The organism is Micromonospora sp. NPDC005305 (genome assembly GCF_040607315.1).
Classification (GTDB): Bacteria; Actinomycetota; Actinomycetes; order Mycobacteriales; family Micromonosporaceae; genus Micromonospora.
In genome coordinates this window covers 53,269-76,855 of record NZ_JBEXGL010000021.1, presented here as the reverse complement: position 1 = coordinate 76,855, position 23,587 = coordinate 53,269, and the positions used below count along the sequence as shown (strand labels likewise).

Sequence of the window (23,587 nt, the reverse complement as noted above, 5' to 3'; positions counted from 1 at the left end):
AGCAGACCGATCCGGACCATCCCGGCAGCTGCCGCAACGCGAACCGCCGGCCCCGAGGAGTCGGGACCGGCGGTCAGGCGTACGGGGTCAGAAGCCCAGCTTGCGCAGCTGCTTAGGGTCGCGCTGCCAGTCCTTCGCGACCCGGACGTGCAGGTCGAGGTAGACCCGGGTGCCGAGCAGCTCCTCGATCTGCTTGCGGGCGGTGGTGCCGACGTGCTTGAGCCGGCTGCCCCGGTGACCGATGACGATCGCCTTCTGGCTCGATCGCTCCACGTACACGTCAGCGTAGATCTTCGTGAGGCCGCCCTCGGGGATCATCTCCTCGACCACCACGGCGATGGAGTGCGGCAGCTCGTCCCGAACCCCCTCCAGGGCGGCCTCGCGGACCAGTTCGGCGACGAGCACCTGCTCCGGGTCGTCGGTGAGCATGTCGTCCGGGTAGAGCTGCGGCGACTCCGGCAGGTAGCCGGTCATCACGTCGACCAGCGTGTCCACCTGGTGGCCCGAGACGGCGCTCACCGGCACCACGTCGGCGAACTCGCCCATTTCGCTCACCGCGAGCAGCTGCTCCGCCAGCCGCTTCTTGTCCACCAGGTCGGTCTTGGTGACCACGGCCAGCACGGTGGCCCGCAGGCTGGCCAGCTCGCCGGTGATGAACCGGTCGCCCCGCCCGACCGGCTCGTTCGCCGGGATGCAGAGGCCGATGACGTCGACCTCGCTCCAGGTCTCCCGGACCAGGTCGTTCAGCCGCTCGCCGAGCAGCGTGCGGGGGCGGTGCAGGCCCGGGGTGTCGACCAGCACGAGCTGTGACTCCGGCCGGTGCAGCACGGCCCGGATGATGTGCCGGGTGGTCTGCGGCTTGTTCGAGGTGATTGCGATCTTGGTGCCGACGATCGCGTTGGTCAGCGTCGACTTGCCCGCGTTCGGCCGCCCGACGAAGCAGCCGAAGCCGGCCCGGTAGGGACGCTGCTCGACGTCGCTCACTCGACCACCGTGCCGAGGACGGTGCCGTCGGGCGCGGCCACGTGGATCGGCGCGTCGGCGGAGAGGTCCCGCACCGCGGCGTGCCCCGCGCCGTCCAGCGTCGAGGCCTCGGTCACCACGACGGCCGCCTCCAGCCGGCTGGCGCCGGCGGCCACCGCCGAGGCGACCGCGAGCTGGAGCGCGGTCAGGGTCAGCGACGGCAGCGCCACGCTGGCCGCCGCGTACGTCCGGCCGTCCTGGTCGCGGACCGCCGCGCCCTCCACGGCGCCGACCCGGCCCCGGGCCCCCCGGGCCAGGACGACAAGCTTGCCGTCCTCGGCGCTCAGCTCGCCCGGGTCGGACGGGGTGGGCCGGGCGGCCGGCACGGTGGGTGACTCAGGCATCGGCGGGTTGCCTCTCCTCGGAACGGTTCTGGTTGCCACGGGGATCGGCCTGCTCGCCGCGCCCCGCGCTGTCCGGCGCGTCGCCCGGCTCGACCCGGCTGACCAGCACCGTGTCGATCCGGTTGCGCCGCCCGGTGGTGCCCTCGGCGATCAGCCGCAGCCCGGCGACCTCGGCCCCGGAGCCGGGGATCGGCACCCGGCCGAGCGCCTGGGCGAGCAGGCCACCGACCGTCTCCACCTCGTCGGTGGGCAGTTCGGTGTCGAACAGCTCGCCCAGATTCTCCACCGGCAGCCGGGCGGTCACCCGCACGGCCCCGTCCGTCAGGCGCTCGACCGGCGGGCGTTCGACATCGTACTCGTCGGTGATCTCGCCGACGATCTCCTCGAGGATGTCCTCGATGGTGACCAGGCCGCCGGTGCCGCCGTACTCGTCCACGACGATGACCAGGTGGTTGCGGGCCGCCTGCATCTCGGAGAGCAGGTCGTCGACCGGCTTGGACTCGGGCACGAAGGTCGCCGGGCGCATCAGCTCGGCCACCGGCATCTGCCGGGCCTCCGGAGCGCCCTGGATCCGCCGGATCAGGTCCTTGAGGTAGAGCACGCCGAGCACGTCGTCGACGTTCTCGCCGATCACCGGGATGCGGGAGAAGCCGGAGCGCAGGAAGAGCGCCAGTGCCTGCGCGAGGGTCTTGCGCTCCTCTATCCACACCATCTCGGTGCGGGGCACCATCACCTCGCGGGCGATGGTGTCGCCGAGCGCGAAGACCGAGTGGATCATCTGCCGCTCGCCGTGCTCGACGACGCCGCGCTGCTCGGCCAGGTCGACCAGCTCACGCAGCTCGACCTGGGTGGCGAACGGCCCCTCGCGGAAGCCGCGCCCCGGGGTGACCGCGTTGCCGATGAGGATGAGCAGCGAGGCCAGTGGGTTGAGCGCCCGGCCCAGCCAGCGCACCAGCGGCGCGACCGCGCGGCCCACCGCGTAGGCGTGCTGCCGCCCCAGGGTGCGCGGCGCGACGCCGACCACCACGAAGCTGACCACGGCCATCGCCCCGGCGGTGACCAGGGCGGCCCGCCAGCCGGCGCCGAAGGTGTCCACCGCGACCAGCGCGACCAGTGTGGTGGCGGTCAGCTCGGCCAGCAGCCGGAGCAGGAGCAGCAGGTTGAGGTGGCGGACCACGTCGCCGGCGACCGCCTGGAGGGTGCGCGCGCCGCGCGCGCTGTCCCGGGCCAGCTCGGCGGCGCGGGCCGGCGAGACAGCGGCCAGTGCGGCCTCGGTCATCGCGATCAGGCCGGCGAGCACCACCAGCCCCGCCGCGACGGCAAGGAGGGTGAGATCGGGCAGGCCGGCGGGCGCGCCGCCGGCTGCCAGGGTGGTGATCACTGCGATCGGGTCGACCGCCAGCTGGCCAGCAGCCGGGCCTGGAGACCGAACATCTCCCGCTCCTCCTCCGGCTCGGCGTGGTCGTAGCCGAGCAGGTGCAGCACGCCGTGCACGGTGAGCAGGTGCAACTCGTCGGCGGTGGTGTGCCCGGCGGTGGCCGCCTGCTTGGCCGCCACCTCCGGGCAGAGCACGATGTCGCCGAGCAGGGCCGGCTCACCGCCGGCCGGGGCGCTCTCCCCCGGACCGTGGTCGACGCTGCCCTCGTCCATGGGGAAGGCGAGCACGTCGGTCGGGCCGTCGCCACCCATCCAGCGGTGGTTCAGCTCCGACATGTATTCGATGTCGACCAGCAGCACGGAGAGCTCGGCGAGGGGGTTGACCCCCATCTCGTCGAGGGCGTGCCGGGCGACGGCGAGCACGGCGTCGGTGTCGACGTCGGCGCCGGACTCGTTGGCGATCTCGATGGACAACTGTCTTCCTCTGTCGGATTAGCGGCGTCGGCCGGCCCGGCCGCCCTGGGCGGTCCGCCCGGGCACGGCGTGCACGCTCTGCGCCTGCTGGTTCTCCCGCTCGGCGTCCCAGCGGGCGTACGCGTCGACGATCTCGCCCACCAGCTTGTGGCGCACCACGTCGGAGCTGGAGAGCTGGGCGAAGTGCACGTCCTCGACGTTGCCCAGGATCTCCCGGACCACCCGCAGGCCGCTCGTCGTCCCGCCGGGAAGGTCGACCTGGGTGACGTCACCGGTGACCACGATCTTGGAGTTGAACCCGAGCCGGGTGAGGAACATCTTCATCTGCTCGGGCGTGGTGTTCTGCGCCTCGTCGAGGATGATGAACGCGTCGTTGAGGGTGCGGCCCCGCATGTAGGCCAGCGGCGCCACCTCGATGGTGCCGGCGGCCATCAGCTTCGGGATCGACTCCGGGTCGAGCATGTCGTGCAGCGCGTCGTAGAGCGGGCGCAGGTAGGGGTCGATCTTCTCGTTCAGGGTGCCGGGCAGGAAGCCCAGCCGCTCACCCGCCTCGACCGCCGGCCGGGTCAGGATGATCCGGTTGACCTGCTTGGCCTGGAGCGCCTGGACGGCCTTCGCCATGGCCAGGTAGGTCTTGCCCGTGCCCGCCGGCCCGATGCCGAAGACGATGGTGTGGGCGTCGATGGCGTCCACGTAGCGCTTCTGGCCCAGGGTCTTGGGACGGATGGTGCGACCGCGCCGGGAGAGGATGTTGAGCGTCAGGACCTCGGCGGGCCGCTCGCTGCCGCCCTGCTCGAGCATGCCGACGGTACGCCGGACTGCGTCAGTGGTCAGGGTCTCGCCTTTCTCGATCAGTTCGAGCAGCTCGCTGAAGAGTCGCTCGGCGAGGGCGTTGTCGGCGGGAGCGCCGGTGATGGTGATCTCGTTGCCCCGCACGTGGACGTCACTGTTGACCGAGCGTTCGACGAGCCGCAGGATCTCGTCGCCCGCGCCGAGCAGGTTCACCATGATCTTCTGGTCGGGGACCGTGATCCTGGTCTGCACCCGGGGCGGGCCGGGAGGTGGGGTGCCGGTCATAGGTCGGGCCCGTCGGGCCCTACGCCACCTGCTCTCGAACTCGGCGCCGGGCCCTGCTGGCGCGGCGGTCGTGACTCCCATCGTATCGGGTCAACACCGCCCGCACCTCGCCCATTTCCGGCGGTGGGGGATCAGTTCCCGGCGCGGAAGTCGTACCCCTCGAAGGTCTCCTGGTGCCGGGTGAAGCGGTAGGTCGCCCAGTGCAGCCGGACCACCGCGCCGCGCTCGTCCCGGGTCAGCCGGAGCAGCTCACCCACCTCCCGGCCGGCGACCGTGCGGAACACGTCCGGCCGGTCCGGAACCGGGGCGAACACCGCAGGCGGCTTGCCGGCCGGGTCGTCCGCGCCCCGGGCCCGCAGCGCCCCGTCGTGCCAGGAGAAGACGTACTCGAAGCCCTCGCCCCACCAGCGGCCCAGCAGGCCGCGCAGGTGCTCCGGGGCGGGCGCACCGGGCCGCCACGGCTCGACATCGGCCGGGTCGTGCTCGGCGGCGGCGGCGAGCAGCCGGTGCGGCAGCTCGAAGACCTCGACACCGGTGCCGGAGGAACCGAGCACCGCGCAGCCCATCGCGCCGGCCGTGCCGTCGCCGCCGCGCCGGCCGTAGACGGCGGCCAGGAAACCGGGCATGGCCCCGTCGTGCCCCACGTGCATCACCCGCTCCGGCTGCGGCACGAGGATCAGCCCGAGGCCGAACCCGCCCGCCCAGAGCGTCTCGTCGGTGGTGGTCAGCGGCCAGCGCATCTCGTCGAGGGTGGCCGGCGCCAGCACCGCGCCCGCCGGGTCCAGCGCGGCCGGGTCGGCCAGGAAGGCGGCCCACCGGGCCATGTCCGGCGCGGTGCTCCAGAGCTGCGCGGCGGGGGCCACCGCGCCGAAGTCGGTCGGCGGCTCCGGGCGGGCCTCGTCGGAGTACGCGTCGACCAGGAACCCGGTGGCCGCCCGGTCGCCCGGCATGGGGCCGGTCGCGGTCAGCCCGAGCGGGGCGAGCACCCGCTCGGCCAGCACCTCGGCCCACATGCCGCCGCGCAGCCGGGCGACCGCCTCGCCGAGCAGGGCCATGCCGAGGTTGGAGTAGTGGTAGCGGCGGCCGCCGGGCAGCACCCGCTCCACCCGGGCCAGGTCGGCGAGCAGCTCGCTGACGTCGGGCGCGCGCAGGCTGTCCCAGACGTCGCCGTGCGGCTCGCGCTGCAGGCCCGCGGTGTGCGACAACAGCCGGCGTACGGTCAGCTCGCCGTGCGCCGGCAGGTCGAGGTGCCGCCCGATCGGGTCGTCCAGGTCGAGAAGCCCCTCGTCGCGGCACTGCATGACCAGCACCGCCGTGAAGGTCTTGGTGACCGAGCCGATCCGGAAGACCGACTCCGGCGCGAGCGCCGTGTCGTTGCCGGTCCCGCCGACCGTGCAGGTCCAGAGCGGCCGGTCGGCCCGGTGCAGGGCGGCCGAGACCGCCGGGATCCGCCCGTGGGCCTGCGCCTGCCGCACCATCCGGCCGAGCCGGTCCTGCACCGTGATCATGAGAGCAGTCTAGGCAGCGCGTCAGCGGCAGAGCATCGGGCCGAGCGGAGCGCCGCCCAGCAGGTGTGCGTGCACGTGGAAGACCTCCTGGCCGCCGTACGGGCCGGTGTTGAACATGAGCCGGAAGCCGTCCACCGTCAGCCCCTCCTCCTCGGCCACCACGGCCGCGGTGCCCAGCAGCTCACCGGCCAGGCCCGGGTCGCCCTGGGCCAGGGTGGCCACGTCCGCGTAGTGCTCCTTCGGGATCACCAGCACGTGGGTGGGCGCCTTCGGGTCGACGTCCCGGAAGGCCAGCGTGGTGGCGGTCTCGCGGACGATGGTGGCCGGGATCTCCCCGGTGACGATCCGGCAGAACAGGCAGTCGGTTCCCATCGGGGCAGTGTAAGGAAGGGCCCCCTGTTAACGCCTGCTGCATAGGAAGGGCCCCTTCCTAACCGCGGGGATCGGTGCGGCAGGATGGCCGGCATGGCGGGACGGGCGGTACTGGTGACGGGGGCCTCGCGCGGCATCGGCCGCGCCGTGGCGCGGGCGTTCGCGGAGGGCGGGGACCGGGTGGCCGTCCACCACCGGGACTCCGCGGAGCTGGCCGAGGCGCTGCGGGCCGAGCTGCCCGGCGACGGGCACGTGGTGGTCCGCGCCGACCTGGCCGACCCGGACGCCGTACGGGCCATGGTGGACGAGGCGGCGCAGCGCCTGGGCGGCCTCGACGTCCTGGTCAACAACGCGGGCGTCTACGGCCCGCGCGACCTGCCCCACCCGGTCTTCGGGAACACGTACGACCAGTGGCAGGAGCAATGGCGGCTGGTCCTAGAGACCAACCTGACCGGCGCTGCGAACGCCACCTGGTGCGCCGCCCAGCACATGCGCGAGCGGGGCGGCCGGATCGTGAACGTGTCGTCCCGGGGCGCGTTCCGGGGCGAGCCGGAGCAGCCCGCGTACGGGGCGAGCAAGGCCGGGCTGAACGCGCTCGGTCAGTCGTTGGCGCTGGCCCTGGCCCCGTACGGCATCGCGGTGGCGACGGTCGCGCCGGGCTTCGTGGCGACCGACATGACCACCACCCACCTCAGCGGCGAGCGGGGCGACGCCATCCGTGCCCAGTCCCCGTTCAACCGGGTGGCCCGCCCCGAGGAGATCGCCGCGGCGGTGCACTGGCTGGCCAGCCCCGAGGCCGAGTGGGCCTCCGGCACCATCGTCGACCTCAACGGCGCCTCCTACCTCCGCACCTGAATCCACCCCGCCGCGTTGATCAAGAGGTTTGCGTCGGATCCCGGCCGGATCCTGACGCAAACTCCTTGATCAACGAGGATGGGCGAGCTACCAGCGGTGCAGGCGGGTGGACAGGACGGTCAGGGCTGCCACGCCGGCCGTTGACGTGCGCAGGACCGACGGGCCCAGGCGGACCGGGCGGGCGCCGGCCTCCTGGAAGGCGGTCAGCTCGCTGGAGGCGATGCCGCCCTCCGGGCCCACCACCAGCACGATCTCGCCAGCCTCCGGCAGGTCGGCGGTGGTCAGCCGGTCCTCGGCCTCCTCGTGCAGGACGAACGCGGCGGCCGCGCCGGAGATCCGCCGAGCCACCGTGGTGGTGGACTCGTCGGGCGTCCCGGCCACCACCGGCAGCCACGGGCGGCGGGCCTGCTTGGCCGCCTCCCGGGCGGTGGCCGCCCACTTCTCCCGGGCCCGTACGCCGCGCTCACCGCGCCACTGGGTCACCGAGCGCGACGCCGCCCACGGGACGATCTCGTCGACGCCGACCTCGGTCATCGCCTGCACGGCCAGCTCACCCCGGTCGCCCTTGGCGATGCCCTGCACCACGACCAGGCGGGGGACGAACGCGTCGGCGTACCCCCGGGTGGTGACCCGGAGGTCGAGGGTGCCCCTGCCGACGGCGGTGACCACCGCGCCGGCCGTGCCGCCCCGCCCGTCGGCGAGCAGCAGTTCCTCGCCGACGCGCAGCCGCTGCACGGTGGCCGCGTGGTGTCCCTCGGGGCCGTCCAGCGTCAGCGTGTCACCGGTGGGCAGCGCCTCGACCAGGAACAGCGGCGCCGACACGTCAGGCGTGCCCGTTGAAGGCGTCGCGCATCCGGGAGAAGAAGCCGCCCTGCTTGGTCAGCTCGGCGACCTCCTCGCCGCGGGTCTTGGCGAAGTCGCGCAGCGTCCGCTCCTGGTCGGCGTCGAGCTTGGTCGGGGTCCGCACGTCGAGGTGGACGTAGAGGTCGCCCCGGCCGGTGCCGCGCAGGTGCGGCACGCCCCGGGCGCGCAGCCGCAGGGTGCTGCCCGGCTGGGTGCCCGCCTTGACGTCGACCGTCTCCTCGCTGTCGAGGGTCTTGATGGTCAACCGGGTGCCGAGCGCGGCCGCGGTCATCGGCACGGTGACCCGGCAGTGCAGGTCGTCGCCCTTGCGGGAGTAGACGTCGTGCGGCCGCTCGTGGATCTCCACGTAGAGGTCGCCGGCGGTGCCGCCGCCCGGACCGACCTCGCCCTGCTGGGCCAGCCGGATCCGCATGCCGTCCTCGACACCCGCCGGGATCTTGACGGTGAGCGAGCGCCGGGTGCGCACCCGGCCGTCGCCAGCGCAGGTCGGGCAGGGGTGCGGGATGGTGGTGCCGTAGCCCTGGCAGACCGTGCACGGCCGGGCGGAGACCACCTGGCCGAGGAAGGTCCGCTGCACCGACTGCACCTCGCCCCGGCCGCCGCACGCCTCGCAGGTGGCCAGGTGGGTGCCGGCCGCCGTGCCCGCGCCGGAACAGGTGGTGCAGAGCACGGCGGTGTCGACGGTGATCGGCGCCTCGACGCCGAACGCCGTCTCGTTCAGGTCCAGCTCCAACCGCAGGATCGCGTCGGCGCCCGGCCGGGTACGCGGCCGCGGGCCCCGGCTGCCGCCGGCCGCCCCGCCGAAGAAGGCGTCCATGATGTCCTGGAAGCCGACGAACGGGCCGGCGCCGCCCGGGCCACCCGGACCCGCGCCCCCGCCGCCCGGGGCCAGCGGGTCGCCGCCCAGGTCGACGATCTGCCGTTTCCGATCGTCCGAGAGGACCTCGTACGCGGCGTTGATGTCCTTGAACTTCTCCTGTGCCTCCGGGTCCGGATTGACGTCCGGGTGGAACTGCCGCGCCAGCTTCCGGTAGGCGCGCTTGATCTCGTCGTCGGAGGCGTCCCGGCTCACGCCGAGAATGCCGTAGTAGTCCCTGGCCACTGCGTTCGGTGTCCTCATGTTCGTCTCGCGTTGCGCCGGTCGTCGGCCGGAGCCGGCCGTCGGTCTGACTGGTCAGTTCTGGGCCAGCAACTCGCCCACGTAGCGTGCCACGGCCCTCACCATGGCGATATTGCCGGGGTAGTCCATCCGGGTCGGCCCGAGCACGCCGAGCCCACCGACGATGGTGCTGCCCGGGCCGTACCCGGTGCTGACCACCGAGGCGGCGCGCAGGTTGTCGATCTCGTTCTCGTCGCCGATGAGCACCCGGGTGGTGCTCGGCTCGGCCTCCCCGATCAGCTTGAGCAGCACGACCTCCTCCTCGAGCGCCTCGAGGATCGGGCGCAGCGAGCCCTGGAAGTCGAGCAGGCCGCCCCGGGTCAGGTTGGCCGTGCCGGCCAGCGCGATGCGCTCCTCATGCCGTTCGACCAGGGTCTCCAGCAGGACGCTGGAGAGCGTGGCCATGGCCGGGCGCAGCTGCGGGGTCGACTCGTCGACGAGGGCCTGCACGAGCGGCGGGGTGTCGGACAGCCGGCTGCCGACCAGCTTCTCGTTGACCAGCCGGCGCAGGTCGGTCACCTCGTCGGGGGCGACCGGCCCGGGCAGCTCGACCAGCCGCTGCTCGACCCGGCCGGTGTCGGCGATCATGACGACCATCAGCCGGGTGGTGGAGATCGGCACCAGCTCCAGGTGGCGCACCTTGGAGCGGGCCAGGCTGGGGTACTGCACGACGGCGACCTGCCGGGTGAGCTGGGCCAGCAGCCGGACGGTGCGGTGCACCACGTCGTCCAGGTCGACCGCGCCGACCAGGAAGCGCTCGATCGCCCGGCGCTCGGCGGGGCTGAGCGGCTTGACCCGGGAGAGCCGGTCGACGAAGAGCCGGTAGCCGCGGTCGGTGGGCACCCGGCCGGCACTGGTGTGCGGCTGCCGGATGTAGCCCTCCTCCTCCAGCACCGCCATGTCGTTGCGGACGGTCGCCGGGGAGACGCCCAGCTGGTGGCGCTCGACCAGGGCCTTGCTGCCGACCGGCTCCTGCGTGGCGACGTAGTCCTCGACGATCGCGCGCAGCACGGCGAGCTTGCGGTCGTCGAGACCCATGTCCCCCACCTCCTGACGCACCTCGTCCGCCCCGGCGCACGGCGTCCGCCGGGCGTCTGGCACTCGACTGTAGCGAGTGCCAGTCTACGTCGGCCGACCCGTCGACGCGATGATCAGCGACCCACCTCCGGTGCGGCCCGCCGCACATCCGACCCACCACGGCCGAACAGCCGGACATCCCGGGCGATGTCGCTCTGGTGCGCCCTTGCCTCCGGGACCTACCGTGACGTCCATGACTGAACCTCCTCGCCCTCCCGGAGCGGGGGACTCCGGCGCACCGCCGCCGGAGCCGACCCCGCCGTCGGCACCGTACGGCTCGTCGTCGGCCGGCGAACCACCCACCGCACCACTGTCCGGGGCACCGGCGGGGAGCGGCTATCCCCCGCCCGGTGGCTATCCCCCGCCTCCCGGCGGCCAGCCTCCGTCGGGCGGCTACCCACCCCCCGGCGGCTATCCCCCGCCGGGCGGCGGCTACCCGGGCGGCGGCGCCTACGGGCCGCCCGCCGGCTACGCCAACAACGACGACAAGACCTGGGCCCTCGTCGCGCACTTCGGCGGGGCGGCGGCGATGTTCGTCAGCGGCGGCGTGCTGGGGTGGCTTCCCCCACTGGTTGCCATGCTGGCGCGGGGCAACCAGTCCCCGACCGTGCGCCAGCACGCGGTCTCGGCGCTCAACTTCCAGCTGGTGTGGTCGATCGTGGGCGTCGTCGGCTGGATCCTGAGCTGCATCCTCGTCGGGTTCCTCGCCGTCGGCGCGGCCGTCATCATCGGCGTGGTGTTCGGCATCATGGCCGGCGTGAAGGCCAACGAGGGGCAGCCCTACCGCTACCCGATGTCGGCCAACCTGATCAAGTGACCCCGACCCGGCCGGCCCTCGCAGGCCGGCCGGGCCCGGTCAGGGCAGCAGGTCGCGGACGACCGCGTCGGCGAGCAGCCGGCCGCGCAGGGTCAGCACCGCCCGCCCGGCGGCGTACGCGCCGGCGTCCAGCAGGCCGTCGACCCGGGCCCGCTCGGCGCCCGCCCGGCCCGCCTCGTCGAGCCCGGACAGGGGCAGCCCGTCGTCGAGCCGCAGCCGCAGCATCACGTCCTCCATGTGCGCCTCGTCCGGCGTGAGCAGCTCCCGGGCCAGGCCGGGCGACTCCCCGGCGGCCAGCCGCTGCGCGTACGCGGTCGGGTGCTTGACGTTCCACCAGCGCACCCCGCCGACGTGGCTGTGCGCCCCCGGGCCCAGGCCCCACCAGTCGGCGCCGGTCCAGTAGAGCAGGTTGTGCCGGCACCGGGCCGCGTCGGAGCGGGCCCAGTTGGAGACCTCGTACCAGGAGAAGCCGGCCCCGCCGAGGGCCGCCTCCGCGGCCAGGTAGCGGTCCGCCGCCACGTCGTCACTGGGGTACGGCAGCTCGCCGCGGCGCATCCGCGCGGCCAGCCGGGTGCCGTCCTCCACGATCAGGGCGTACGCGCTGACGTGGTCCACCCCCGCGGCGACCACCTGGTCCAGCGAGGCGGCGAAGTCCTCGGCGCTCTCCCCCGGCGTGCCGTAGATCAGGTCCAGGTTCACGTGGTCGAACCCGGCGTCCCGCGCCTCCAGCGCGGCGGCGGTGGCCCGGCCGGCGCTGTGCTGCCGGTCGAGGATCGCCAGCACCCCCGGCGCCGCGGACTGCATGCCCAGCGAGATCCGGGTGTAGCCGGCGGCCCGCAGCGTCCTGAGCGACTTCGGGGTGACCGTCTCGGGGTTGGCCTCGGTGGTGACCTCGGCGTCGGCGGCCAGCCCCCACGTGCGGTCGATGCCGTCGAGGATCCGGGCCAGGTCGTCGGCCGGGAGCAGGGTGGGCGTGCCGCCGCCCACGAAGACGGTGTCCACCCGGGGCGGCGGGCTGTCGCCCAGCGCCCGGCCGGCGAGGGCCAGCTCGGCCAGCACCGTGTCGGCGTACGTCTCCCGGCTGCCCCCGCCGCCCAGCTCGGCGGCCGTGTAGGTGTTGAAGTCGCAGTAGCCGCACCGGCTGGCGCAGAACGGGACGTGCACGTACACGCCGAAGCCGCGCGCGCCGACGGCGCGGCGGGCGGCAGCGGGCAGCGCCCCGTCGCGCGGGACGGGTTCGCCTTCTGGAAGGACGCCGGGCATGGCCACTAGTGTGCCCGGCATGACCTCTCCGGACGCTCTCGTGCGGGTCGCCACGGCCCGCGGGGTGACCACCCTCACCCTGGACAGCCCGCACAACCGCAACGCGCTCTCCACCCCGCTGATGACCGAGCTGCTGGCCGGGCTGGCCGCGGCGGTCGCCGACGACGCGGTCCGGGCCGTCGTGCTGGACCACACCGGCCCGGTGTTCTGCTCCGGGGCCGACCTGAAGGAGACCGCCGCCGCGTACGCCAGCGGGACCGTGCCGGCCGGGATGCTGGGCGACGTGCTGGTCGCGGTCCGGGAGTGCCCGAAGCCGGTGCTCGCGAAGGTGGCCGGGCCGGCGCGGGCCGGCGGGCTGGGCCTGATCGCCGCCGCGGACCTGGCGGTCTGCGCCGAGGAGGCCACGTTCGCCTTCACCGAGGTCCGGATCGGGGTGATCCCGGCGGTGATCTCGGCGACCGTGCTGCCCCGGCTGCACCCCCGGGCCGCCGCCGAGCTGTACCTGACCGGCGACACCTTCGACGGCCGGCGGGCCGCCGAGATCGGCCTGGTCACCGCCGCCGTGCCGGCGGACGCGCTGGACGACGCGGTGGAGCGCTACCGCGCCTCGCTCGTGAAGGGCGCGCCGAAGGCCCTCGCCGGCGCCAAGGAGCTGCTGCGCCGGCCGGCCGCCACCGACCTGCGGGCCGAGATCGCCGAGTTGGCCGCGCTCTCCACCGGGTACTTCCTCTCCGCGGAGGGCCGGGAGGGCGTCCTCGCGTTCCGGGAGAAGCGGCCCGCGGCCTGGGTGCCGGCCGGAGACTGAGGTCGAAGGTACGGGGTCGGCTACGGACCGTGAGGCGTCCGGTCGGCCGACCCGGGAACGGGAGTGGCCGACGTACGCTTGGCGGGCTGTCGGGACTGGGGGTGCGGGTGCGGACGCGAGCGGCGATCGTGGCATCGGGTGTGGTGGTGGCAGTGCTGGCCCTGCTCGGCGTGTGGTTCGTCGCGAAGCAGTTCGGGCATCAGCTGCGGCTGCCGCTGGCCAGCCGGACCTGCACTGTCCAGGCCGACGGCGAGGTCGTGCTCAGCGCCGACCAGATGGCCAACGCGGCCACCATCGCGGCGATCGGCGCACAGCGCGGGATGCCCGAGCGGGCCGTGGTGGTGGCGCTGGCGACGGCCTACCAGGAGTCGCACCTGCGCAACATCGCCCACGGCGACCGGGACTCGCTCGGCCTGTTCCAGCAGCGGCCGAGCCAGGGCTGGGGCACCCCCGAGGAGATCCGCGACCCGCGCTACGCCGCGAAGAAGTTCTACGCCGCGCTCAAGAAGGTCAAGGGCTGGGAGGAGCTGCGGGTGACCGAGGCCGCCCAGCGGGTGCAGCGGTCGGCCTACCCCGAGGCGTACGAGAAGTGGGCCGACGAGTCGCAGGTGCTCACCCGCGCCCTGCTCGGGGACGCGACCGGCGCGGTGGCCTGCACGGTCGGCCCCACGCCGACGATGCGCGGCCCGGCCGCCGCCAGCGCCCTCATGCAGAGCCTGGCCCTGGACTGGGGCCTGCCGGAGCTGAGCTCGGGCACCGACCTGACCGGGCTGACCGTGCCGGCCGCCGACAGCCGCAACGGCTGGCGGTACGCCCACTGGCTGGTCTCGCACGCCGACGACCACGGGGTGAAATCGGTCCGCTTCGGCGGCCTGGAGTGGACGGCCGAGCAGGGCACCTGGGCCAGGGTGAAGGGCGACCCGGCGACCCAGGTGCTGGCCGAGGTCTTCGCCGCGGCCTGACCGTCGATCAGGCGACGGTCCCCAGCCGGCGGCGGACCTTCGCCCGCACCGACTCGGGCAGGTCCGGCACGTCGAGCAGGCGCGGCAGCAGTTCCGGTTCCAGGGTGGTCGCCCGGAACACCTCGCCGATCGTGATCCCGTGCGCCGGCCGGTCGACCACCTCGACGGGATCGCCCGCGCCCACCTCGCCCTCACGCAGCACCCGCAGGTACGCCCCGGGCGCGCCGTGGACGGTGAACCGCTTGATCAGATCGGGCATGCCCCAGAAGCCGGCGAAGGTGCGGCACGGGGTGCGTGGCTTGGTCACCTGCAGCAGCGCGGAGCCGACCGCCCAGCACTCGCCGATCACCGCCCCCGTGACGTCCACGGCCCAAGTGGTGAGGTTCTCGCCGAAGGCGCCCGGCCGCAGCTCCCGGCCCAGCTCGCCGGCCCACCAGCCGGCGTCCTCCTCGGCGTACGCGTAGACCGCCTGGTCGGGGCCGCCGTGGTGGGCCCGCTCGCCGATGAAGTCACCGGCGACGCCGGCGAGGCGGATCTCCACCCGGCCGTCGACCGGCCGCTTGTCGATGCCGCTGCGACCGCTCGGGTCGCCCGCCCACTCCGCCTCGGTCACCGCACCGATGTTGACCGCCGCCAGCCTGCCCGTCATGGCGGCCAGCCTAGGGGCCGCCACCGGGTGCGGGAAAACGGGTTCTCCCCGGCACCCGGCGGACCGGTCAGCCCTTGACCGCCCCGGCGACCAGGCCGGAGACCATCCGGCGCTGGACCAGCAGGAAGAAGACGATCACCGGCAGGGTGAACAGCGTCGAGGCGGCCATCACCGAACCCCAGGCGGTGTCGTCCCGCCCGAAGAAGAACGTCATGGCCACCGGCAACGTGTACTTGTTCTGGTCGTTGACGAAGGTCAACGCGAAGATCAGCTCGTTCCAGGCGGTGATGAAGGAGAAGATGCTGGTCGCCACCAGGCCGGGAGCGACCAGCGGGAAGAGCACCTTGCGGAACGTCTGGGCCCGGCTGGCCCCGTCGATCGCCGCCGCCTCCTCCAGTTCCTTGGGCACCGCGGCCACGAAGCCGCGCAGCATCCAGACCGCGAACGGCAGCGAGAAGCCGAGGTAGGTCAGGATCAGGCTGGGCAGGGTGTTGTAGAGGCCGAGCCGCTGGATCATCAGGAACAGCGGGATGACCAGCGCCTCCAGCGGGATCATCTGCACCACCAGCAGCAGGATCAGGAAGGTGGTGCGCAGTTTGAACCGGAACCGGGCCACCGCGGTCGCGGCGAGCAGCGCGACGAGCCCGCTCAGCACCACGGTGGCCACCGCGACCAGCGCGCTGTTGAGGAAGAAGTCCGTGAAGGTCACGCCCGGGATGAGGTTGCCGGTGAGGATCTCCCGGTAGTGCTCCAGGGTCGGCTCCGCCGGCACGGGGCGCGGCGTGGCCGAGAAGATCTCCTTGTTGGGCTTCAGCGAGGTGGCGACCATCCAGTAGACCGGGAAGGCCGCGAAGAGCGCGACCAGCAGGCCGGCGCCGTTGAGGGCGATCTTCTTCACGACTCGTCCTCCTGCCGGAGCACCATACGGACGTACACGCCGGTCACCACCAGCAGGATCAGGGTGAGGATGACGGCGATCGCGGAGCCCAGCCCGTACTTGGGCGGCGGTGAGAACGCCTCCGCGTACGAGTAGATCGACAGCATGAACGTCGACCGGTCCTGGGTGCCGCCGGCCAGCACGAACTGCTGGGTGAAGACCTTGAAGTCCCAGATCGTGGAGAGCACCACGAGGATGCCGAAGACCGGCCGCAGCATCGGGAAGGTCACCGACCAGAAGACCCGCCACGGGCCGGCCCCGTCCACCCGGGCGGCCTCCTGCAGCTCGCTCGGCACGCTCTTCAGCCCGGCCAGCACGCTGACGGCGATGAACGGGAACGAGTGCCAGACCACCACGAGGGTCAGGATGCCGAAGAAGAGCAGCGGGTCGTTGAACCAGCCGTAGCCGGTCCAGTCGCTGCGCCCGAACAGGGCCGTGGAGAGCCCGTCCGGAAGCTTGTTGAACAGCCAGGTCACCAGGCCGCTGGTGTCGTCGAAGATCCACTTCCAGACGATGGTGCCGGTCAGCGCCGGGGTGGCCCAGGCCAGCATCACGCAGCTCGCCACGAACGTGGCCATCTTCTTCCCGAGCCGGTTGAGCAGCAGCCCGACCAGGGTGCCGAGGATCATGGTGAGCACCACGTTGGCCACGGCGAAGAGCACGGTGTTGCGCAGCACCGTACGGAAGAACGGGTCGCCGAGGATCTGCGCGTAGTTGGCCAGGCCCACCCACGGCCACTCGCGGTCCCCCCGCAGCTGCCGGACGCTGTCCAGCTTGTAGAAGGACATCATCACGACCTGGCCGAGCGGCCAGAGCAGCAGCACCGCGATGATCGCCAGGCAGGGCAGGAGCAGCAGGTACGGGAGGCGGTCCACGCGACGGCGCCGCCGCGCGGGGGTCTCCCGCGCGGCGGCTTCGCCGGTGGCCTCGGTCAGCGTGGTCACTTGGCGTTGAGGATGCTTTCCATCTCGGTGGCCGCGTCGGCGGTGGCCTTCTCGACCGTCTTCTGGCCCTTGATGACCGAGCTGTTCATGGCCTGGGTCACCGTCTTGGTCCGGCTCACCTCCACCCACTTCGGAGTGAGCGGGGTCAGCTTGGTGTTCTGCATGGCGGTGGCGAACGCCGCCATCACCTTGTCGTTGGCGTAGTTGCCGCCGCTGACCAGGTCCTTGTAGACCGGGAAGAAGCCGAGGCTGCTGGCGAACTCCTGGTCCTTCTGCTTGCTGAGCAGCACGGTCAGGTAGTCCCAGGCCAGGTCCTGCCGCTTGCTGTCCTTCCAGAGGGCGATGTCCGAGCCGCCGGCGAAGGCCGGGGCGGCCTTGCCGTCCGGACCGGGGATGGGGAACGTGCCCCACACCTTCTCGATGTCCGGGTTGTCCTTCTTCATCGCGCCGCCCTGCCAGCTACCGGCGAACGCCATGGCGGCCTTGCCGGTGGCGAACTGGGTGCGGGCGTCGACCTCGTTCCAGGCGGCGGCGGCCGGCGGGGCCACCTTGTGCACGGTCACCAGGTCGGTCCAGAACTTGACCGCCTTCTGCGCCTCCGGCGTGTTGTAGCCGGACTTCCAGCTGTCGCCGTCCTTCGTGGCGATCTCCGCGCCGGCCGCCCAGAGGAACGAGTAGAACGGCAGCTCGGAGTTGCCGGGCAGGGCGATGCCGTAGGTGCCCGGCTTCTTGGCCTGGACGGCCTTCGCGACGGTGACCAGCTCGTCCCAGGTCGTCGGCGGCTTCACGCCCGCCTCGGCGAACCAGTCGGTGCGGTAGTAGATGCCCCGCACGCCGGCGTACCACGGGACGCCGTACTGCTTGCCGTCGAGCTGGGCGTTCTTCACCAGGTCGGGAAGGATGTCCTTGCCCTCGGACCAGCCGTTGAACTTCTCCGTGACGTCGGCGAGGGCTTCCTGCGCCGCCCAGCCCTGGGTCTCGGTGTTGCCCAGCTCGGTGACGTCCGGTCCCTCCCCGCCGGCGAGCGCGGCCTGGAACTTCTTCGGCGCCTCGAGCCAGGGGATGTACTGCACCACGACATCGGTCTCGGGGTGCTTCTTCTTGAACTCCGCCTCGACGCCGTCGAGGAACTTGGTCTGGGCGTCGCCGCCCTCACCCATCATCCAGACCGTGAGCTTGCTGTTGTCGGCGGCCTTGTCGTCGTCGCCGGAGCCACCGCACCCGGAGAGCACCATCGCGGCCGAGGCCACGATGGCGGTGACCGGGGCCAGCCGCTTCCACCTGTTCACGCCATATCTCCCTCGGGGCGTTTGGCATTAACCTTCTCCGCCGCACCTTAGTAGGAAAATTTCCTTTACAACAGGGGGTACTCGCGGCGGGCGGCCGAGGCGACGGTATCGCAGCCGCGGGCCCGAGCGGCAGGGGTGCCGTCCGGGCAGCTCAGGGCAGACGAAGGCGGGCGCCCGACCGATTGGTCGGGCGCCCGCCGGCGCGTTTCGGGTTGGGGGTCAGTAGCGCGAGACGCCGCGGCGGCGCCCCACACCGGCCACCAGGGCCACGCCGATGGCGGCGAACAGAATCTGCAGCAGCAGCTCCCGCCAGTCGATGCCGGACGTGTCGGCGAAGCCCGACGCCCGGGCGACGATCGTGCCCAGCAGCGCGGCGCCGACGCCGATCAGCATGTGCAGCCACATCGGCATGTTCTGGCGGCCCGGGACGACCAGGCGGCCCAGAGCGCCGACGATCAGACCAACGATGAGCGCGGTGATGATGCCCCAAACGGTGAGCTCCACGGTCGCCCTCCTTCTTCTGAATGAGTCACACGATGTCGTGTGGTTCCTGTCGTGACCGCTAAGTTCCCGACCCGCCGAAAATCCAAACCGACTCCGGTGACGAATTGCTCGCAAGGGCTCTGGGCTGGGATTTCCCGGCCGGATCCGGGCGCGGGGAAAGCATTTTGCCGGTCCTTGGCGGCTGACCGGGTTCAATGCCCGAACGCCAGCGGGCGCCCGACCGACCGGTCGGGCGCCCGCTGAGGCGTTTCGGGGTGCGTCAGTAGCGCGAGACGCTGCGGCGGCGACCCACGCCGGCCACCAGGGCGACGGCGATGGCGGCCAGCACGACCTGGACCAGCAGCTCCATCCAGTCGATGCCGGAGGTCTCGGTGGCGATGCCGAGGGCGCGGGCCAGGACGGTGCCCAGCAGCGCGGCGCCGACGCCGATCAGCATGTGCAGCCACATCGGCATGTTCTGGCGGCCCGGAACGACCAGGCGGCCCAGCGCGCCGACGATCAGACCAACGACGAGCGCGGTGATGATGCCCCAGACGGTGAGGTCCACGGTCTTCTCCTTCTAAGAAGTTTCACACGGTCTGTGTGGTTCCTGTCGTGACCGGTAAGTTCCCGACCCGCCAAAAAACCAAACCGGCCCGCGCCCCGGGCCGCCGCACGCCGGTTCCCCGCCCACGGTGATCACGCAGGTGGGAGCGGTCCCGGCGGGGAGAAAAATTCTCCGGGTACGCGGAACGGCCGGCGACCCGCTCGTGCGGGACGCCGGCCGTGTGGCGCGGGGGCGTTACTTCTTGCCGGCGGCCTTGCCGTCGCCGGAGTCGGAGGAGAGCGCGGCGATGAAGGCCTCCTGGGGGACCTCCACCCGGCCCACCATCTTCATCCGCTTCTTGCCCTCCTTCTGCTTCTCCAGCAGCTTGCGCTTCCGGCTGATGTCACCGCCGTAGCACTTGGCGAGCACGTCCTTGCGGATGGCGCGGATGGTCTCCCGGGCGATCACCCGGCTGCCGATCGCCGCCTGGATGGGCACCTCGAACTGCTGGCGCGGGATCAACGTGCGCAGCTTCGCCGCGATCGTCGTGCCGTAGTTGTACGCCTTGTCCTTGTGCACGATCGCGCTGAACGCGTCCACCGGCTCGCCGTGCAGCAGGATGTCGACCTTCACCAGGTCGGACGCCTGCTCGCCGGACGTCTCGTAGTCCAGCGACGCGTAGCCCTTGGTGCGGCTCTTGAGCTGGTCGAAGAAGTCGAAGATGATCTCGGCCAGCGGCAGGGTGTAGCGCAGCTCCACCCGGTCGGCGGAGAGGTAGTCCATGCCGAGCAGGCTGCCCCGGCGGCCCTGGCACAGCTCCATCACCGCGCCGACGTAGTCGTTCGGCGTGAGCACGGTGGCCCGCACCGTCGGCTCGTACACCTCGGCGATCTTGCCGGTCGGGTATTCGCTCGGGTTGGTCACCACGATCTCCTCGCCGTCCTCCTGGATGGCGCGGTAGACCACGTTCGGCGCGGTGGAGATGAGGTCGAGGTTGAACTCCCGCTCCAGCCGCTCCCGGATGATCTCCAGGTGCAGCAGGCCGAGGAAGCCGCAGCGGAAGCCGAAGCCGAGCGCGCCCGACGTCTCCGGCTCGTACACCAGGGCGGCGTCGTTCAGCTTGAGCTTGTCCAGCGCCTCACGGAGGTTGGGATAGTCGGACCCGTCGATCGGGTAGAGGCCGGAGTAGACCATCGGCTTCGGGTCCTTGTAGCCGCCGAGCGCCTCCTTGGCCGGATTGGCGTTGATGGTGACCGTGTCGCCGACCCGGGACTGGCGGACGTCCTTCACGCCGGTGATCAGGTAGCCCACCTCGCCGACCCCGAGCGCGTCGGCCTTCACCATCTCCGGGGAGATGACGCCGATCTCCAGCAGCTCGTGGACGGCGCCCGTGGACATCATCTTGATCCGGTCCCGGGCGCTGATCAGCCCGTCGATCACCCGGACGTAGGTGACCACGCCCCGGTAGACGTCGTAGACCGAGTCGAAGATCATGGCGCGGGCCGGGGCGTCGGCCTTGCCGACCGGCGGCACGAACTGCCGGACGATCTCGTCGAGCAGGTGCGGCACGCCCTCACCGGTCTTGCCGGAGACCCGGATGCAGTCCGCCGGGTCGCCGCCGATCAGGTGGGCCAGCTCCTCGGCGTACTTCTCCGGCTGGGCGGCCGGCAGGTCGATCTTGTTGAGGACCGGGATGATGTGCAGGTCGTTCTCGAGCGCCAGGTAGAGGTTGGCCAACGTCTGCGCCTCGATGCCCTGGGCGGCGTCGACCAGCAGGATGGCGCCCTCGCAGGCCGCCAGGGACCGGGACACCTCGTAGGTGAAGTCCACGTGGCCCGGGGTGTCGATCATGTTGAGCACGGCGGACTCGCCGGTCCGGTCGCCCTCCCGGATGGTCCACGGCATCCGGACGGCCTGGCTCTTGATGGTGATGCCGCGCTCGCGCTCGATGTCCATCCGGTCGAGATACTGGGCGCGCATCTGCCGGGGGTCGACCACGCCGGTGAGCTGCAGCATCCGGTCGGCCAGGGTCGACTTCCCGTGGTCGATGTGAGCGATGATGCAGAAGTTCCTGATGCGCGCCGGGTCGGTGGCACCAGGAGCGTTCGCGCCGGGATCGAGCGTCGGTGGCACAGCGGTCCGTTCTGGTCGGCTGACGTGAGCGGGCCGGCGCGCGCCGGCCCCCTCTATGCTCCCACGTCGCCCGGCGCGTGCCGGTGCTCCCCCGTCACTCCTCCGGCGTCACTCCTCGGGCGTCACTCCTCGGGCGGCTCGACGAAGAGGGCGGCGAGCTTCGGCAGGTGCCGCCGCGCCTCGTCCTCGTCGTCGAAGTCCCAGAAGTCGTTCAGGTCGGGTGCCCGGACCGGGTCCCGGTCCGTCGGCAACTCCGCCGCCGTGGACTTCCGGTACGCCTCCCACGGCACCGCCAGCATGTCCTCGCACTCGAACTCCTCGCCGCTGAGCGCGGCGGCCCGCACCTGCGGCAGCTCCGCGAGGGAATCCGGCTCGGCGACCGCCCGGGCGAACACCGCCCGACCCTGGGTCATCAGCCAGCCCCGGAAGTATTCGAAACCGTCGTCCGAGGCGCCGCCGTTGATCAGGTAGGCCGCGCCCCAGAGATCGACCTTGTACGACGCGGCGAGCACCCGCTGCTGGTGGTGGGCGTACCCGACGATCTCCTCCGGGTCCCGCTCGGCCAGCAGGGCGACCGCGCGGGCGGCGACCGCCGCGGGCTCGCCCCCGCCCCCGGCCCGGGCGCTGTCGATCAACTGCCAGAACTCGTCGGTCCTCATGGCCTCGCAGTCTGGCAGAGCGCACCGACGTCCCGGTGCGGCAGCATGGGCGGGTGCCCGCGATCTCCCTGCCCCCGGTGCCGTACGACGCCACGGCCGACCGGCCGGACTGGGCCGCGCTGCCGGACGGGCTGCGCGACGCGCTGGCCGCCCGGCTCGGCGGGGCCCCCGTGACGGTCCGCCCGGCCGGGGCGGGGTTCACCCGCGGCTTCGCCGCCGTGCTCACCGGCCCGGCCGGCGAGCCGGTCTTCGTGAAGGCGGCGGCGCTGGCCGAGCAGCGGCACCTGGTCGACTGGTACGCCCACGAGGCCGGCGTCCTGGCCCGGCTCCCCGCCGGCCTGCCCGTCCCCCGCCCACGGTGGGCGCTCACCGCGGCCGGCTGGTACGCGCTGGCCCTGGACCCGGTCGACGGGCACACGCCCCGGCTGCCCTGGGACCCGGCCGAGCTGGACGCCGCCCTCACCGCGTACGCCGAGGTGGCCGCCGCGCTCGCCGCGCCGCCCGCGGACCTCGTCGCGCTCGGGCTCCCGCGCCTCGCCGACCTGGCCCGGGACGACATCCTCTGGTGGGGCGAGGTGGCCGCCGGACGCGAACCGGCACCGGCGCTGCCGCCCTGGGCCCCGCTGCCCGAGCTGGCCGCGCTGGAGTCCCGCCTCCCCGGCTACGCCGACGCCGCCCCCGGCCTGGCCCACTGCGACCTGCGGGTGGACAACCTGCTGCTGGACACCGCCGGCCGGGCCTGGATCTGCGACTGGAACTGGCTCTGCCACGGGCCGGCCTGGTTCGACCTGGTCAGCCTGCTGATCACCGCACAGGCCAGCGGCCTCGACGCGGACGCCGCCTTCGCCGGCCACCCGGCCGCCGCGGGCGCCCCGGCCGACGCGCTGGACGTGACCCTCGCCGCACTCTCCGGCTACTTCCTCACGAGCGCCGCCGCCGGCCCGTCCACCGCCTCCCCGCACATCCGCGCGCACCAACGCTGGAGCGGTGACCAGGCGCTCGGCTGGCTCGCCGCCCGCCAGGGCTGGACCTGAGCGTGCGGGTTGCCGCGCTGGTGGCGGAGGGTGGAGCAGGGCGGACGCTCCGGGGCACCGGAGGCGTTTTGGCTCGCCGCCGGGCGACCTGGTAACCTGGCTTTTCGCGCGGCGATGACGCATGTCCGTCGTGCATGAAAGCAGACCAACCCGAGCTATCAAGACGAGGCTGTCGCGTGGCGAACATCAAGTCCCAGATCAAGCGCAACCGGCAGAACGAGAAGCGCCGGCTGCGTAACAAGTCGGTCAAGTCGTCGCTGAAGACCGCCATCCGGAAGTTCAACGAGGCTGCCGAGGCGGGCGACACCGAGAAGGCCACCACCCTCATGCGTGAGGCCACCCGCAAGCTGGACAAGGCTGCCAGCAAGGGTGTCATCCACGCTAACCAGGCGGCCAACCGGAAGTCGGCGATCGCCCAGCGCGTCGCCTCGTTCTCGGCCTGACGAGCGCCTTAGACCTCACCGGAAGCCCCGGGGCTCACCGCCCCGGGGCTTCCGGTCGTCTGCGTTCCCCCAGCCGGCCGTCGATCCCACGCGCCAACCCGGCCCGCTCCTCCGGTCCCAACCTCCGGCCCGACCGGCTCCCCCAGCCGACTCATCCAGGCCGTCGTAGTCGCCGCCGCGTTTGGGCTTTACAGGACGGGCGTTTGTGCGGAACTCCGCTTCATCCGCCGAGAACACGCCCCGGCCCAGCCCGCGTCCGCCCCCGTTGATCATGAAGTTATTGCCCAACGCCTCGGCGTGTCGCGACAACAACTTCATGATCGACCCCCCATATGGGCGCCGACGCAGTTGATCAAGAGGTTTGCGTCAAGGTCCAGGGGATTCCTGACGCAAACCTCTTGATCAACCACGTCGGAGGGGCGGTCGGGCGGTCTCGTCGGCGGACCGGGGCGCGCCCTTGGAGGGGCGGCGGGAGCCGCCGGGAGGGGCGGG

The 23,587-nt window shown here is 72.5% G+C and carries 25 protein-coding genes; 6 read left to right on the top strand and 19 right to left on the bottom strand.

Going from position 1 to position 23,587, the window contains the following annotated elements:
* Positions 1-87: 87 nt before the first annotated feature.
* The 7 genes from era to ABZS80_RS26895 all read right to left on the bottom strand — a co-directional run bounded on the left by era (position 88) and on the right by ABZS80_RS26895 (position 6,175).
* On the bottom strand, positions 88-984 hold the full coding sequence (gene era, locus ABZS80_RS26925; protein ID WP_355060099.1) for a GTPase Era: 897 nt from the start codon (positions 982-984) through the stop codon (positions 88-90).
* The gene (locus ABZS80_RS26920; protein ID WP_355060097.1) at positions 981-1,367 is read right to left on the bottom strand and encodes a cytidine deaminase; all 387 of its coding nucleotides are present in this window, start codon (positions 1,365-1,367) and stop codon (positions 981-983) included. Before ABZS80_RS26920 ends, era begins: the two co-directional genes overlap by 4 nt.
* Complete coding sequence (locus ABZS80_RS26915) at positions 1,360-2,769, bottom strand: hemolysin family protein (RefSeq protein ID WP_355060148.1); 1,410 nt, start codon at positions 2,767-2,769, stop codon at positions 1,360-1,362. The genes ABZS80_RS26920 and ABZS80_RS26915 overlap by 8 nt, the downstream gene beginning before the upstream one ends.
* A complete protein-coding gene (gene ybeY / locus ABZS80_RS26910; protein WP_355060095.1) occupies positions 2,745-3,218 on the bottom strand; it encodes an rRNA maturation RNase YbeY in 474 nt (157 codons plus the stop codon). Before ybeY ends, ABZS80_RS26915 begins: the two co-directional genes overlap by 25 nt.
* Positions 3,219-3,236: 18 nt before the next feature.
* Positions 3,237-4,295 (bottom strand): PhoH family protein, encoded by a 1,059-nt coding sequence (locus tag ABZS80_RS26905; RefSeq protein ID WP_091269927.1) that lies wholly within the window; start codon positions 4,293-4,295, stop codon positions 3,237-3,239.
* A gap of 131 nt (positions 4,296-4,426) precedes the next feature.
* Entirely contained in the window at positions 4,427-5,803 is a 1,377-nt protein-coding gene (locus ABZS80_RS26900) for a serine hydrolase domain-containing protein (RefSeq protein ID WP_355060093.1), read from the bottom strand.
* Positions 5,804-5,824: 21 nt separating this feature from the next.
* Positions 5,825-6,175: a histidine triad nucleotide-binding protein gene (locus ABZS80_RS26895; RefSeq protein ID WP_355060091.1), complete on the bottom strand. Its 351-nt coding sequence runs from the start codon at positions 6,173-6,175 to the stop codon at positions 5,825-5,827.
* 93 nt (positions 6,176-6,268) lie between these two features.
* On the opposite strand from ABZS80_RS26895, the gene ABZS80_RS26890 reads away from it, so the two are divergent.
* Positions 6,269-7,030 carry an SDR family oxidoreductase gene (locus ABZS80_RS26890; RefSeq protein WP_355060089.1) on the top strand — a complete coding sequence of 254 codons (762 nt, stop codon included), beginning with the start codon at positions 6,269-6,271 and terminating at the stop codon, positions 7,028-7,030.
* A gap of 87 nt (positions 7,031-7,117) precedes the next feature.
* On the opposite strand, the gene ABZS80_RS26885 is transcribed toward ABZS80_RS26890, so the two are convergent.
* From ABZS80_RS26885 to hrcA, 3 genes are all read right to left on the bottom strand, one after another.
* Complete coding sequence (locus tag ABZS80_RS26885; protein ID WP_355060087.1) at positions 7,118-7,852, bottom strand: 16S rRNA (uracil(1498)-N(3))-methyltransferase; 735 nt, start codon at positions 7,850-7,852, stop codon at positions 7,118-7,120.
* Between the two features lies 1 nt (position 7,853).
* Positions 7,854-8,996, bottom strand: coding sequence for a molecular chaperone DnaJ (gene dnaJ / locus ABZS80_RS26880; protein ID WP_355060146.1), 1,143 nt, complete (start codon positions 8,994-8,996; stop codon positions 7,854-7,856).
* Positions 8,997-9,068: 72 nt separating this feature from the next.
* A complete protein-coding gene (gene hrcA / locus ABZS80_RS26875; protein WP_151464126.1) occupies positions 9,069-10,091 on the bottom strand; it encodes a heat-inducible transcriptional repressor HrcA in 1,023 nt (340 codons plus the stop codon).
* A gap of 232 nt (positions 10,092-10,323) precedes the next feature.
* Here hrcA and ABZS80_RS26870 point away from each other — a divergent pair, with 232 nt between their 5' ends.
* A complete protein-coding gene (locus ABZS80_RS26870; RefSeq protein ID WP_355060085.1) occupies positions 10,324-10,947 on the top strand; it encodes a DUF4870 domain-containing protein in 624 nt (207 codons plus the stop codon).
* A gap of 39 nt (positions 10,948-10,986) precedes the next feature.
* On the opposite strand, the gene hemW is transcribed toward ABZS80_RS26870, so the two are convergent.
* Positions 10,987-12,210 carry a radical SAM family heme chaperone HemW gene (gene hemW, locus ABZS80_RS26865; protein ID WP_355060083.1) on the bottom strand — a complete coding sequence of 408 codons (1,224 nt, stop codon included), beginning with the start codon at positions 12,208-12,210 and terminating at the stop codon, positions 10,987-10,989.
* Positions 12,211-12,229: 19 nt separating this feature from the next.
* Here hemW and ABZS80_RS26860 point away from each other — a divergent pair, with 19 nt between their 5' ends.
* Both ABZS80_RS26860 and ABZS80_RS26855 read left to right on the top strand, forming a co-directional pair.
* Positions 12,230-13,015: an enoyl-CoA hydratase-related protein gene (locus ABZS80_RS26860; protein ID WP_355060082.1), complete on the top strand. Its 786-nt coding sequence runs from the start codon at positions 12,230-12,232 to the stop codon at positions 13,013-13,015.
* Positions 13,016-13,116: 101 nt separating this feature from the next.
* Positions 13,117-13,977, top strand: coding sequence for a hypothetical protein (locus ABZS80_RS26855; protein WP_355060080.1), 861 nt, complete (start codon positions 13,117-13,119; stop codon positions 13,975-13,977).
* A gap of 7 nt (positions 13,978-13,984) precedes the next feature.
* On the opposite strand, the gene ABZS80_RS26850 is transcribed toward ABZS80_RS26855, so the two are convergent.
* From ABZS80_RS26850 to ABZS80_RS26815, 8 genes are all read right to left on the bottom strand, one after another.
* Positions 13,985-14,626, bottom strand: coding sequence for an MOSC domain-containing protein (locus ABZS80_RS26850; RefSeq protein WP_355060078.1), 642 nt, complete (start codon positions 14,624-14,626; stop codon positions 13,985-13,987).
* Between the two features lie 67 nt (positions 14,627-14,693).
* Positions 14,694-15,524 (bottom strand): carbohydrate ABC transporter permease, encoded by an 831-nt coding sequence (locus tag ABZS80_RS26845; RefSeq protein ID WP_151464922.1) that lies wholly within the window; start codon positions 15,522-15,524, stop codon positions 14,694-14,696.
* On the bottom strand, positions 15,521-16,507 hold the full coding sequence (locus ABZS80_RS26840; protein ID WP_355060076.1) for a sugar ABC transporter permease: 987 nt from the start codon (positions 16,505-16,507) through the stop codon (positions 15,521-15,523). The genes ABZS80_RS26845 and ABZS80_RS26840 overlap by 4 nt, the downstream gene beginning before the upstream one ends.
* The gene (locus ABZS80_RS26835; protein WP_355060074.1) at positions 16,504-17,796 is read right to left on the bottom strand and encodes a sugar ABC transporter substrate-binding protein; all 1,293 of its coding nucleotides are present in this window, start codon (positions 17,794-17,796) and stop codon (positions 16,504-16,506) included. The genes ABZS80_RS26840 and ABZS80_RS26835 overlap by 4 nt, the downstream gene beginning before the upstream one ends.
* Positions 17,797-18,015: 219 nt before the next feature.
* Complete coding sequence (locus tag ABZS80_RS26830; protein WP_355060072.1) at positions 18,016-18,300, bottom strand: GlsB/YeaQ/YmgE family stress response membrane protein; 285 nt, start codon at positions 18,298-18,300, stop codon at positions 18,016-18,018.
* Positions 18,301-18,559: 259 nt separating this feature from the next.
* A complete protein-coding gene (locus ABZS80_RS26825; protein ID WP_151464918.1) occupies positions 18,560-18,847 on the bottom strand; it encodes a GlsB/YeaQ/YmgE family stress response membrane protein in 288 nt (95 codons plus the stop codon).
* A gap of 234 nt (positions 18,848-19,081) precedes the next feature.
* Entirely contained in the window at positions 19,082-20,959 is a 1,878-nt protein-coding gene (gene lepA / locus ABZS80_RS26820; RefSeq protein WP_355060070.1) for a translation elongation factor 4, read from the bottom strand.
* A gap of 122 nt (positions 20,960-21,081) precedes the next feature.
* The gene (locus ABZS80_RS26815) at positions 21,082-21,618 is read right to left on the bottom strand and encodes a DUF4240 domain-containing protein (protein WP_355060069.1); all 537 of its coding nucleotides are present in this window, start codon (positions 21,616-21,618) and stop codon (positions 21,082-21,084) included.
* Between the two features lie 53 nt (positions 21,619-21,671).
* Here ABZS80_RS26815 and ABZS80_RS26810 point away from each other — a divergent pair, with 53 nt between their 5' ends.
* Together ABZS80_RS26810 and rpsT are read left to right on the top strand one after the other, a co-directional pair.
* Positions 21,672-22,652 (top strand): phosphotransferase, encoded by a 981-nt coding sequence (locus ABZS80_RS26810; protein ID WP_355060067.1) that lies wholly within the window; start codon positions 21,672-21,674, stop codon positions 22,650-22,652.
* 176 nt (positions 22,653-22,828) lie between these two features.
* Entirely contained in the window at positions 22,829-23,095 is a 267-nt protein-coding gene (gene rpsT / locus ABZS80_RS26805) for a 30S ribosomal protein S20 (RefSeq protein ID WP_151464914.1), read from the top strand.
* Positions 23,096-23,587 lie beyond the last annotated feature (492 nt).